Source organism: Enterobacter sp. BIGb0383 (assembly GCF_003751845.1).
GTDB lineage: Bacteria > Pseudomonadota > Gammaproteobacteria > Enterobacterales > Enterobacteriaceae > BIGb0383.
Genome location: NZ_RJKQ01000002.1, coordinates 94,344 through 106,319, shown reverse-complemented (window position 1 = coordinate 106,319; position 11,976 = coordinate 94,344). Strand labels below are relative to the sequence as shown.

The following is an 11,976-nucleotide window of genomic DNA, read 5'->3' as shown; positions in this document are numbered from 1 at the left end:
GCGTTGTGTTATCAGGCCAGAACCAGATCACCCTGCGGATGGCAGGAGCAGGCCAGTACATAGCCCTGGGCGATCTCTTCTTCCGTGAGCGTCATGGTGCTGTCGACGCGATACTCCCCGGAAATCACCTGGGTTTTGCAGCAGCCGCAGACGCCGGCGCGACAGGCGGCGTTGACCGCGATTTTGTTGCTTTCCAGCGCTTCCAGCAGCGTCGTCCCGACCGGTGCCCGGAACTCGCGGGCGGGCTGCAGTTTAGTGAACTTCAGTCCGCCTTCAGACGGTGCTGCGACCGGGGTAAAGAACTTCTCTTTAAAGAAGTGCGTTACGCCCAGCGTTTTCACCTGCTGCTCAACCATCTCCATGTAAGGCGCCGGACCGCAGGTCATCACGGTACGCGAGGCGATATCCGGGACCGCCGCCAGGATCTCCGGCGTCAGACGACCGGCAATAAAGCCGTCGGTGGCGTTGTTTTCTGCCACCAGGGTCACCGGATACTCGCGCCACTCTTCGGCGAAAATGACATCCTCGGGTGAACGCACGTTAAAGATCACCTGCACGTCGGCCTGGGGACGGTTTTTCGCCAGCCAGCGGCGCATTGACATCACCGGCGTCACGCCGCAGCCCGCCGCCAGCAGCAGGAAGCGATCCGTCGGTTGGTTGTCGCAGGTAAAATCACCCTGCGCGTCGGAGAGCCACAGATAGTCGCCGCGTTTCACCTCGCGGGTAAGCCACTGTGAACCTTCGCCGCCCTCAATCTGACGGATGGTCAGCGTAATATATTCGCTGACCCCCGGCGTGGAAGAGAGGGTGTAGGCGCGCAGCGTCTGCGCCCCGTTACGGATGCTGACCAGCGCATACTGACCAGCCCGGTACGGGTAGTAATCGTGGCACAGCAGGGACAGCGTCCACACATCCGGCGTTTCCTGCTTAATGTGGTGAACCTGCATACGCCAGGGGCATTGCGCTGTCGGCATCGTCATCGTTTTCTCCTTATGCGCCCAGCATCTGCTGCATGTCTTGTTCAACGGTGGTGATCGGACGCAGGCCGAATTTTTCATTCAGAACCGCCAGCAGGTCCGGCGTCAGGAAGCCAGGTACCGTCGGGCCGGTGACGATATTGGTCACGCCCAGCGACAGCAGGGTCAGCAGGATCACAATGGCTTTCTGTTCAAACCAGGAGAGCACCAGCGACAGCGGCAGATCGTTAACGCCGCAGCCCAGTTTTTCTGCCAGGGTGACGGCCAGGATAATGGCGGAGTAGGCATCGTTACACTGACCGGCATCCACCAGGCGTGGCAGGCCTTCGATATCGCCGAAGTCCAGCTTGTTAAAGCGGTATTTACCGCAGGCCAGGGTCAGAATCAGGCAGTCGTTCGGTACGCTGGTGGCGAAATCGGTAAAGTAGTTACGCTCGCCGCGTGCGCCGTCGCAGCCGCCAATCAGGAAGATGTGGCGCAGTTTTTCACGGCTGACCAGATCGATCAGAGAGTCCGCAGCACCCAGCAGGGTTTCACGGCCAAAGCCAACGGTGATCAGGTGTTCGATCTCATCGTAAGGGAAGCCTGCCAGCTGTTGCGCCTGAGCAATCACCGGGGCGAAATCGTCGCCTTCAAGATGGCTAACGCCCGGCCAGCCCACGATGCTGCGGGTCCAGATACGGCTGTCGTAGGAGCCGACGGTCGGGTCGATAATGCAGTTGGAGGTCATGACGATAGGGCCAGGGAAGCGGGCGAACTCAACCTGCTGGTTCTGCCAGCCGCTGCCGTAGTTACCGACCAGATGCTTAAATTTACGCAGCTCCGGGTAACCGTGGGCCGGAAGCATCTCACCGTGGGTATAGACGTTAACGCCGGTCCCTTCGGTCTGCTGAAGCAGGTTATAGAGATCTTTCAGATCGTGGCCGGAAATCAGAATACATTTACCGGCAACGGCTTTCACATTGACCTGAGTTGGCGTCGGGTGTCCGTAGGCAGTGGTTTCGCCGGCATCCAGAATGCTCATTACTTTAAAGTTCATCTGGCCGATTTCCATTGAACACGCCAGCAGCGCGTCCATATCGGAAGGCCAGGTGCCAAGCCATGCCATGATTTTGTGGTACTGGGCATAAATTTCGTTGTCGTACTGGCCGAGAACGTGGGCATGCTCCATATAGGCCGCTGCGCCTTTCAGGCCGTACAGGCACAGCAGACGCAGGCCGAGGATATTTTCGCCAATCGTCTGCTTATCGCGGTTAGGCGTAAACTCAGCCGCCTGCTGAAGCAGAGCGGACATCTGGTCGCTGACCAGCATCAGGTCCGCCATCGGATTATCCACGCTGACGGTCGCATCCTGCAGGCGGCACTGCGCTTTCAGGGCTTCACGGTGAATGATCGCTTCGCGCGCGTAGCCAATAATGCGTTCAGAATCGAAGTTGACGTTGGTCAGCGTAGAGAAGAACGCACGTGGGGCGAAGCTGTCGGTCTGATGGTCGATAATACCGAACTCGCGGGCTTTAAGCGCCCAGGCAGACAGGCCCTGCAGCACGGCGATCAGCAGATCCTGCAAATCGGACGTTTCTGCCGTTTTACCACACATCCCCTGCGCGTAAGCGCAGCCGTCACCGGCCGGAGTACGGATTGTTTGCTCACATTGCACACAAAACATAGTCACACCTTTATTAAAGTTATATTTTAGATACATGTTTAAGAGTAAGCCGCAGACGCGAGGCTGAAAAGGGGTTTATACAACAACGTTAAGTGAATTTGATTTAGCGCAATTTTGGCGGTAGTGGACTACCGCCAGGGGAGTACCAGCAAGAGAAGTTATTGCGAATTAATCGCGTTTTTCCAGCAGGGTACGGTAAATCACGCCCCCCAGAATACCGCCAATAATCGGCATCACCCAGAACAGCCACAGCTGCTGCAGCGCCCAGCCGCCCTGGAAGATCGCTACTGCGGTGCTGCGGGCCGGGTTGACCGAGGTATTGGTGACCGGAATACTGATCAGATGAATCAGGGTCAGCGCCAGACCAATGGCGATTGGAGCAAAGCCCGCCGGAGCGTGTTTGTCCGTTGCGCCGTGGATCACCAGCAGGAAGCCGCAGGTCAGCACAATTTCAATGACGATGGCGGAGAGCATTGAGTATTGGCCCGGGGAGTGTTCGCCATAGCCGTTAGAGGCAAATCCGCTGGCCGCTGCGTCAAAGCCGCTTTTCCCGCTGGCAATAAGGTAAAGCACCGCCGCCGCAATAATACCGCCAACAACCTGCGCGATAATATATCCTGCCACTTCTTTCGTCGCAAAACGGCCACCGGCCCATAAGCCTAATGTGACCGCTGGATTAAAATGACCGCCGGAAATATGGCCCACCGCATACGCCATCGTCAGAACGGTTAAACCAAACGCTAAGGCCACGCCGGTAAAGCCGATACCCAGCTGCGGAAAAGCTGCCGCCAGGACCGCGCTGCCGCAGCCGCCAAACACCAGCCAGAATGTACCAAAGCACTCTGCCGCTAATTTTCTGAACATAATCCACCTCGAAAAATAAACCAGCCGACAACAGAATAACGCGCCGGAGAAATTTGTTATTGCAGGATGCGAATAACATAAATGTCTAACGGGCGATATTTTAGATAAGGGTATCGGTAAGTAACCAGCTGAAAATATCCACCTGGATTGACTTAGGGCAAAAATAAAGGCGATATTTTTATTCTTAAATAACCATAGTCTTTATTTTTTTGCCGTCACGTTATTGCAGAATAAAAAGAACAGCGGCTGTATTTTCAATATCTTATACCTGCATTGTGCTACCCATCTCGCTATACTCCAGGAAGGAAAAGTGAGCGACCTGGAGGAGTTATGCATCTTGAGCGCGTGGAGATCGTCGGTTTTCGTGGGATCAACCGACTGTCGCTGATGCTGGAACCGAACAACGTCCTGATTGGCGAGAACGCCTGGGGTAAATCGAGCCTGCTGGATGCCCTGACCCTGCTACTGTCGCCGGAGAAAGACCTTTATCACTTCGTGCATGATGATTTCTGGTTCCCGCCAGGCGATCTACAGAGCCGTGAACACCACCTGCATATTATTCTGACCTTCCGCGAATCCGAGCCGGGCCGTTACCGTATGCGCCGCTTCCGTCCGCTGAACGCGTGCTGGACGCCGTGCAGCGACGGCTGGCAGCGTATCTTCTACCGGCTGGAAGGGGAACTGACCGACGGCGACGGGGTGATGACCCTGCGTACCTTCCTTGACGGCGACGGCCAGCCGCTGGCGCTGGACAATATTGATGAACTTGCGCGGCATCTGGTGCGCCTGATGCCGGTCCTGCGCCTGCGCGATGCCCGCTTTATGCGCCGTATCCGCAACGGCGCGGTGCCCAACGTGCCTGATGTGGAGGTGACCGCTCGCCAGCTGGATGTGCTCTCCCGGGAGCTGGTCAGCCGACCGCAAAACCTGAGCGACGGGCAGATTCGCCAGGGGCTGTCGGCGATGGTCCAACTGCTGGAACACTATTTTGCCGAGCAGGGCACGGGGGAAACGCGTCATCGCCTGATGCGCCGCCGCTCCCATGACGAACAGCGTAGCTGGCGCTATCTGGATATCATCAACCGGATGATTGACCGTCCCGGCAGGCGGACGCACCGGGTGATCCTGCTGGGGGTTTTTGCGACCCTGCTGCGGGCGAAAGGCTCCGTGCGTCTCGATAAAGACGCACGCCCCTTGCTGCTGGTGGAAGATCCAGAAACTCGCCTGCACCCGATTATGCTCTCCGTCGCCTGGCATCTGCTGAATCTGCTGCCGCTGCAGCGGATCACCACCACCAACTCCGGCGAACTGCTGTCCCTCACGCCCGTTGGTCACGTCTGTCGACTGGTCAGGGAATCCTCCCGGGTTGCCGCCTGGCGTCTTGGGCCAGAAGGGATGAGCACCGAGGATAGCCGCCGCATTGCGTTTCATATCTGCTTTAACCGGCCCTCGTCGCTGTTTGCCCGCTGCTGGCTGCTGGTCGAGGGGGAAACCGAAACCTGGCTTATCAACGAGCTGGCCCGGCAGTGCGGACACCATTTTGCCGCGGAAGGGGTGAAAGTGATTGAGTTCGCCCAGTCCGGGCTGAAGCCGCTGGTTAAATTTGCCCGCCGGATGGGGATCGAGTGGCACGTGCTGGTGGATGGCGACGACGCCGGGAAAAAATATGCGGCGACCGTGCGTAGCCTGCTGAATGACGACAGGCAGCAGGAGCGCGAGCACCTGACGGCGCTTCCTGCCCTCGATATGGAACACTTCCTCTACCGGGAAGGGTTTGATGACGTCTATTTCCGCGTGGCGCAGCTGCCGCCGAAAGTGCCGATGAATACGCGGCGGATTATCGGCAAGGCGATCCAGCGTTCGTCCAAGCCGGATCTGGCAATCGAGGTGGCTGCGGAGGCGCGTCGTCGGGGCGTTGAGGCTATCCCGCCTCTGCTGCGGAAAATGTTTTCCCGCGTGCTCTGGCTGGCGCGGGGACGGGCGGACTGACAGGTTCAATAAAGCGGCAATAAGGCTGAATTTGCGGAACAATTCCGCTGTCTTCGGGTCTCACTTCCGCTAAAATCAGCGTTTGATAAGACGCGCTTATTGATCCGGGACTGTTATGACTCTGAAGGGAAAAGGTAAGAAGAAGTACTGGCTGCTGGCTGTACTGCTGGTGATTGCCGGTATCTGGCTATGGAACACGCTGAATAAGCCGGAGCCAAGCTACCAGACGCTGATCGTCCGTAAAGGCGATCTGCTGCAAAGCGTGCTGGCGACCGGTAAGCTCGATGCCCTGCGCAAGGTTGACGTTGGGGCGCAGGTCAGCGGGCAGCTGAAAACGCTGTCGGTCAATATTGGCGACAAGGTGAAGAAAGATCAGCTGCTGGGGGTGATTGACCCCGAGCAGGCGGAAAACCAGATCCGCGAGGTGGAAGCGACGCTGATGGAGCTTCGCGCCCAGCGCAAACAGGCCGAGGCGGAAAGAAAGCTGGCGCAGGTGACCCTGGCGCGTCAGCAACAGCTGGCGAAAACCCAGGTGGTTTCCCGTCAGGATCTGGATAAAGCGGCGACGGAGCTGACGGTGAAAGAGGCGCAGCTCGGCACCATTGATGCCCAGATTAAACGTAATGCGGCCACCCTGGACACGGCTAAAATCAATCTCGATTACACCCGCATAGTGGCCCCGATGGCCGGTGAAGTGACGCAAATCACCACCCTGCAGGGCCAGACGGTGATCGCGGCCCAGCAGGCGCCAAATATTCTGACGCTGGCGGATATGGGCACCATGCTGGTCAAAGCCCAGGTTTCCGAAGCCGATGTGATCCATTTGAAGCCGGGGCTTGAGGCCTGGTTTACCGTGCTCGGCGATCCGCAAACCCGCTATGAGGGCAAGCTGAAAGATATTCTGCCGACGCCGGAAAAGGTCAATGACGCCATTTTCTACTACGCCCGTTTTGAAGTCCCTAACCCGCAGGGCGTGCTGAGACTGGATATGACCGCGCAGGTCCATATTCAGCTCTCCGGCGTGAAGGGCGTGCTGAAGATCCCGCTGGCGGCGCTGGGCGAATCTCTCGGCGACCGCCGCTATAAGATTAAGGTGCTGCGCAATGGCGAGGTGCGCGAGCGTGAAGTCTCCATTGGCGCCCGTAACGACATCGATGTGGAAGTGCTGAAAGGGCTGGAAGAGGGTGAAGAAGTGATCACCGGCGAAAACCTGCCCGGAGCGGCGCAATGACGGCACTGCTTGAGCTAACGGATATCCGCCGCAGTTATCCGTCAGGCGACGGCGAAGTCGAGGTGCTGAAGGGCGTTTCACTCAGCATTGAGGCGGGTGAAATGGTGGCGATTGTCGGCGCATCCGGCTCCGGTAAATCGACGCTGATGAATATCCTTGGCTGCCTCGATAAACCCACCAGCGGTGTTTATCGGGTGGCGGGCACCGACGTCCGTACCCTCGACGGCGATGCCCTGGCACGTCTGCGCCGCGAACACTTCGGCTTTATCTTCCAGCGGTATCATCTGCTGTCGCATTTAAGCGCGGCCCAGAATGTGGAAGTCCCGGCGGTGTATGCCGGGGCTGAACGCAAGGCGCGTCTGGCGCGGGCGCACGATCTGCTGCGCCGTCTCGGACTGGCAGAGCGCGGCGACTATCAGCCCTCCCAGCTTTCCGGCGGTCAGCAGCAGCGGGTCAGTATCGCCCGCGCCCTGATGAACGGCGGACAGGTGATCCTGGCGGATGAGCCGACGGGAGCGCTGGACAGCCGGTCCGGCGAAGAGGTGATGGCGATCCTGCATCAGCTTCGCGACCAGGGGCATACGGTGATTATCGTCACCCACGATCCGCAGATCGCGGCTCAGGCGGAACGTATTATTGAGATCCGCGACGGGGAGCTTATCAGCAATCCGCCGCCGTCTGCGGTCCGTGCTTCGGCCCCGAAGGAGATAAGCACAGCGCCTGCCTCCGGCTGGCGGCAGTTCAGCAACGGTTTTCGCGAGGCGCTGACCATGGCCTGGCTGGCAATGGCCGCCAATAAAATGCGCACGCTGCTGACCATGCTGGGGATTATTATCGGGATCGCCTCGGTGGTCTCTATCGTGGTGGTCGGGGACGCGGCCAAACAGCTGGTGCTGGCGGATATCCGCGCCATCGGCACCAATACGATTGATATCTACCCGGGGAAAGATTTCGGCGATGACGACCCGCAGTATCAGCAGGCGCTGAAGTATGACGATCTGCTCTCTTTGCAGAAACAGCCCTGGGTGAGCTCTGCCACGCCGACCGTGTCGCAAAGTCTGCGCCTGCGCTACGGCAATATTGACGTCGCCGCCAGCGCCAGCGGGGTGAGCGGACAGTACTTTAATGTCTACGGTATGACCTTCAGCGAAGGCGTCACCTTCAACGACGAGCAGCTCAATGGCCGGGCGCAGGTGGTGGTGCTCGACAGCAATTCGAAGCGTCAGCTGTTCCCGGATAAAAAACAGGTGGTGGGCGAGGTGATCCTGGTCGGTAATATGCCGGCAACGGTGATTGGCGTTGCCGACGAGAAGCAGTCTATGTTCGGCAGCAGCAAAACCCTGCGCGTCTGGCTGCCTTATACCACCATGTCGGGGCGGATTATGGGCCAGTCGTGGCTTAACTCCATCACCGTAAGGGTGAAGGAGGGCTATGAGAGCGCCGTCGCTGAGGAGCAGCTGACTCGACTGTTGACGTTGCGCCACGGCAAGAAGGACTTTTTCACCTGGAATATGGACGGCGTCTTGAAAACGGCGGAAAAGACCACACGTACTCTTCAGATGTTCCTGACGCTGGTGGCGGTGATTTCGCTGCTGGTTGGCGGTATCGGGGTGATGAACATCATGCTGGTCTCGGTGACCGAGCGCACCCGCGAGATCGGTATTCGTATGGCGGTGGGTGCCCGCGCCAGCGATGTGCTGCAGCAGTTTTTAATTGAGGCGGTGCTGGTGTGTCTGGTAGGAGGGGCGCTTGGGGTCGGATTATCGCTGATGATTGCGTTCACCCTGCAGCTCTTTTTACCCAACTGGGAAATTGGTTTTTCGCCGCTGGCGCTGATGACGGCGTTTCTGTGCTCGTCGCTGACCGGCGTACTGTTTGGCTGGCTACCGGCGCGGAGCGCGGCAAGGCTGGATCCGGTTGAGGCGCTATCCCGGGAATAGGGCTAAAAAAATGCCCGTCATCGGGACGGGCATTTTGCGTGAGTGATGTACACTGAGAAACAGGATGCCCTATGCAACCGCTTCGGCTTCAACCTCTAACGGTACGATCACGCTGGCGTGGTTACCTTTAGGGCCCTGGTGTACGTCGAACCGGACGGCCTGCCCGGCTTTCAGCGTTCTGTAACCATCCATCTGGATGGTGGAGTAATGGGCGAAAATATCCTCGCCTCCGCCTTCCGGGCAGATAAAACCAAACCCTTTGGCGTTATTGAACCACTTAACAGTACCCATTTCCATGCTTCGACATCCTTAGTAGCTCTTATCTGATTAAGATGGAATGAACCGGTGGTGGAATTGGTGGGTGGTCAAAACCTCGCCAACTCTCGCCTGTACAATTTAGAGAAAACGGGCATTCCGTCAAGCGGTGGGCGGGGGTTCTGGGGGGACAATGGTTCAAAAATTTGAAGCAGTTAACGCTATTACACGGATTGTGAGCTGTCTCGCGTATGCCAATAATAGATGATAGTTATCGACGTTATGAGGTAGATTCAATATATGTATGGACTCAGACCTGCGGTGGGCATTAGCCCGTCGGTAACTGCAACTGATGATGATGACTGACAATGGGTAAGACCAGAGATTGGCTGGATTTCGACCAGCTGGCCGGTGATAAACTGCGCGAAGCGCTACGGCCGCCATCGATGTATAAGGTCATGTTAATGAACGATGATTACACGCCGATGGAATTTGTTATTGACGTGCTACAAAAGTTCTTTTCTTATGATGTAGAACGTGCAACGCAACTGATGCTTGCCGTTCACTATCAGGGCAAGGCGATTTGCGGCGTTTTTACCGCCGAAGTCGCTGAAACCAAAGTCGCGATGGTGAACGAGTATGCAAGGGAGAACGAGCATCCGTTGCTGTGTACGCTGGAACAAGCCTGAATAAGGCATAAAATTGAGGGGGTGCCCAATGCTCAACCAGGAACTGGAACTCAGTTTAAACATGGCTTTCGCCAGAGCGCGTGAGCACCGACATGAGTTTATGACCGTCGAGCACTTGTTACTGGCTCTGCTCAGTAACCCATCGGCCCGGGAAGCACTGGAAGCGTGCTCCGTGGATCTGGTGGCGCTGCGACAGGAACTCGAGGCATTCATCGAACAAACCACACCGGTTCTGCCCATGAGTGAAGAGGAGCGTGATACTCAACCGACGCTCAGCTTCCAGCGTGTGCTGCAGCGCGCGGTGTTTCACGTCCAGTCCTCCGGTCGCAGCGAAGTGACCGGTGCCAACGTGCTGGTCGCTATCTTTAGCGAACAGGAATCCCAGGCGGCCTATCTGCTGCGTAAGCATGAAATCAGCCGACTCGACGTGGTGAACTTCATCTCTCACGGAACGCGCAAGGATGAACCGGGTCAGTCTCCTGACGCGGGTAATCCGGCCAGCAACACCAATGAAGAGCAGGCAGGCGGGGAGGATCGTATGGAAAACTTCACCACCAACCTTAACCAGCTTGCGCGCGTGGGCGGTATCGATCCGCTGATTGGTCGTGATAAAGAGCTTGAGCGCGCCATTCAGGTGCTGTGCCGTCGGCGCAAAAACAATCCGCTGCTGGTGGGCGAATCCGGCGTGGGTAAAACCGCGATTGCGGAAGGTCTGGCCTGGCGCATCGTGCAGGGTGACGTGCCGGAAGTGATGGCCGACTGCACCATCTACTCGCTCGATATTGGCTCGCTGCTGGCCGGCACCAAGTACCGTGGCGACTTTGAGAAACGCTTTAAGGCGCTGCTCAAACAGCTGGAGCAGGACACCAACAGCATCCTGTTTATTGATGAAATCCACACCATTATCGGTGCCGGTGCGGCATCGGGTGGTCAGGTTGACGCCGCAAACCTGATTAAGCCGCTGCTTTCCAGCGGTAAAATCCGGGTAATGGGGTCGACGACCTACCAGGAATTCAGCAATATTTTTGAAAAAGATCGTGCGCTGGCGCGTCGCTTCCAGAAAATTGATATCACCGAGCCTTCCGTGGAAGAGACGGTGCAGATTATCAACGGCCTGAAGCCAAAGTATGAAGCGCATCATGACGTGCGTTACACGGCGAAAGCGGTGCGTGCGGCGGTCGAACTGGCGGTGAAATATATCAACGACCGCCATCTGCCGGATAAAGCGATCGACGTTATCGACGAAGCGGGTGCCCGTGCGCGTCTGATGCCGGTGAGCAAGCGTAAGAAAACGGTCAACGTGGCGGATATCGAATCCGTGGTGGCGCGTATTGCGCGTATCCCGGAGAAGAGCGTGTCGCAAAGCGATCGCGACACCCTGAAAAACCTCAGCGACCGCCTGAAAATGCTGGTCTTCGGTCAGGATAAAGCCATTGAGGCCTTAACCGAAGCGATCAAGATGAGCCGTGCTGGCCTTGGCAATGACCATAAACCGGTCGGGTCCTTCCTGTTTGCCGGGCCGACCGGCGTCGGGAAAACCGAAGTCACGGTCCAGCTGTCGAAGGCGCTGGGGATCGAGCTGCTGCGCTTTGATATGTCCGAGTATATGGAGCGTCACACGGTCAGTCGTCTGATCGGTGCACCTCCGGGCTACGTCGGCTTCGATCAGGGCGGTCTGCTGACCGATGCGGTAATCAAGCATCCGCACGCGGTTCTGCTGCTGGATGAAATCGAGAAGGCGCACCCGGATGTCTTTAACCTGCTGCTGCAGGTGATGGATAACGGCACCCTGACCGATAACAACGGCCGTAAAGCCGACTTCCGTAACGTGGTGCTGGTGATGACGACCAACGCCGGGGTGCGTGAAACCGAACGTAAATCCATCGGCCTGATCCACCAGGATAACAGCACCGATGCGATGGAAGAGATCAAAAAGATCTTTACGCCGGAGTTCCGCAACCGTCTGGACAACATCATCTGGTTCGATCACCTGTCAACCGAGGTCATTCATCAGGTTGTCGACAAGTTTATTGTCGAACTGCAGGTGCAGCTGGATCAGAAAGGCGTCTCGCTGGAAGTCTCTCAGGAAGCCCGCGACTGGCTGGCAGAGAAAGGCTATGACCGGGCTATGGGCGCACGTCCAATGTCGCGTGTGATTCAGGACAACCTGAAAAAACCGCTGGCCAACGAACTGCTGTTTGGCTCTCTGGTCGATGGCGGGCAGGTGACCATCGAACTGAATGCAGAGAAAAACGGCCTGGTCTACGACTTCCAGAGCGCGCAGAAGCATAAGCCGGAAGCGGCGCACTAACGCTTTATTTGCTTGTCAGCCGTAAGTGAAGGCCGGGATTTATTCCCGGCCTTC

At 57.4% G+C, this 11,976-nt stretch carries 9 protein-coding genes; 5 read left to right on the top strand and 4 right to left on the bottom strand.

Annotated features, from left to right (window positions below; all coding sequences use genetic code 11):
* Positions 1-11: 11 nt before the first annotated feature.
* The 3 genes from hcr to aqpZ all read right to left on the bottom strand — a co-directional run bounded on the left by hcr (position 12) and on the right by aqpZ (position 3,507).
* Positions 12-980 (bottom strand): NADH oxidoreductase, encoded by a 969-nt coding sequence (gene hcr / locus EDF81_RS08855; RefSeq protein WP_123347787.1) that lies wholly within the window; start codon positions 978-980, stop codon positions 12-14.
* 10 nt (positions 981-990) lie between these two features.
* Positions 991-2,643: a hydroxylamine reductase gene (hcp, locus tag EDF81_RS08850; RefSeq protein WP_123347786.1), complete on the bottom strand. Its 1,653-nt coding sequence runs from the start codon at positions 2,641-2,643 to the stop codon at positions 991-993.
* A 168-nt stretch (positions 2,644-2,811) separates the two neighbouring features.
* A complete protein-coding gene (aqpZ, locus tag EDF81_RS08845) occupies positions 2,812-3,507 on the bottom strand; it encodes an aquaporin Z (RefSeq protein WP_123347785.1) in 696 nt (231 codons plus the stop codon).
* 330 nt (positions 3,508-3,837) lie between these two features.
* Here aqpZ and EDF81_RS08840 point away from each other — a divergent pair, with 330 nt between their 5' ends.
* The 3 genes from EDF81_RS08840 to macB all read left to right on the top strand — a co-directional run bounded on the left by EDF81_RS08840 (position 3,838) and on the right by macB (position 8,667).
* Positions 3,838-5,496 carry an ATP-dependent endonuclease gene (locus EDF81_RS08840; RefSeq protein ID WP_123347784.1) on the top strand — a complete coding sequence of 553 codons (1,659 nt, stop codon included), beginning with the start codon at positions 3,838-3,840 and terminating at the stop codon, positions 5,494-5,496.
* A 115-nt stretch (positions 5,497-5,611) separates the two neighbouring features.
* On the top strand, positions 5,612-6,727 hold the full coding sequence (gene macA / locus EDF81_RS08835; RefSeq protein ID WP_123347783.1) for a macrolide transporter subunit MacA: 1,116 nt from the start codon (positions 5,612-5,614) through the stop codon (positions 6,725-6,727).
* Positions 6,724-8,667, top strand: coding sequence for a macrolide ABC transporter ATP-binding protein/permease MacB (gene macB / locus EDF81_RS08830; RefSeq protein ID WP_123347782.1), 1,944 nt, complete (start codon positions 6,724-6,726; stop codon positions 8,665-8,667). The genes macA and macB overlap by 4 nt, the downstream gene beginning before the upstream one ends.
* Positions 8,668-8,736: 69 nt before the next feature.
* Here the strand turns inward: macB and cspD are convergent, their stop codons facing one another.
* A complete protein-coding gene (gene cspD / locus EDF81_RS08825; protein WP_123347781.1) occupies positions 8,737-8,964 on the bottom strand; it encodes a cold shock-like protein CspD in 228 nt (75 codons plus the stop codon).
* Positions 8,965-9,290: 326 nt separating this feature from the next.
* Here cspD and clpS point away from each other — a divergent pair, with 326 nt between their 5' ends.
* The gene (clpS, locus tag EDF81_RS08820; RefSeq protein ID WP_123347780.1) at positions 9,291-9,611 is read left to right on the top strand and encodes an ATP-dependent Clp protease adapter ClpS; all 321 of its coding nucleotides are present in this window, start codon (positions 9,291-9,293) and stop codon (positions 9,609-9,611) included.
* Between the two features lie 28 nt (positions 9,612-9,639).
* Entirely contained in the window at positions 9,640-11,922 is a 2,283-nt protein-coding gene (gene clpA, locus EDF81_RS08815) for an ATP-dependent Clp protease ATP-binding subunit ClpA (RefSeq protein ID WP_123347779.1), read from the top strand.
* The last annotated feature ends 54 nt before the right edge of the window (positions 11,923-11,976 follow it).

Bases quoted from the DNA above. Each gene is read 5' to 3' on its own strand.
- clpS (WP_123347780.1), top strand. From the start codon at position 9,291: ATGGGTAAGACCAGAGATTGGCTGGATTTCGACCAGCTGGCCGGTGAT.
- hcr (WP_123347787.1), bottom strand. From the start codon at position 980: ATGACGATGCCGACAGCGCAATGCCCCTGGCGTATGCAGGTTCACCAC.
- EDF81_RS08840 (WP_123347784.1), top strand. From the start codon at position 3,838: ATGCATCTTGAGCGCGTGGAGATCGTCGGTTTTCGTGGGATCAACCGA.
- macA (WP_123347783.1), top strand. From the start codon at position 5,612: ATGACTCTGAAGGGAAAAGGTAAGAAGAAGTACTGGCTGCTGGCTGTA.
- aqpZ (WP_123347785.1), bottom strand. From the start codon at position 3,507: ATGTTCAGAAAATTAGCGGCAGAGTGCTTTGGTACATTCTGGCTGGTG.
- macB (WP_123347782.1), top strand. From the start codon at position 6,724: ATGACGGCACTGCTTGAGCTAACGGATATCCGCCGCAGTTATCCGTCA.
- clpA (WP_123347779.1), top strand. From the start codon at position 9,640: ATGCTCAACCAGGAACTGGAACTCAGTTTAAACATGGCTTTCGCCAGA.
- cspD (WP_123347781.1), bottom strand. From the start codon at position 8,964: ATGGAAATGGGTACTGTTAAGTGGTTCAATAACGCCAAAGGGTTTGGT.
- hcp (WP_123347786.1), bottom strand. From the start codon at position 2,643: ATGTTTTGTGTGCAATGTGAGCAAACAATCCGTACTCCGGCCGGTGAC.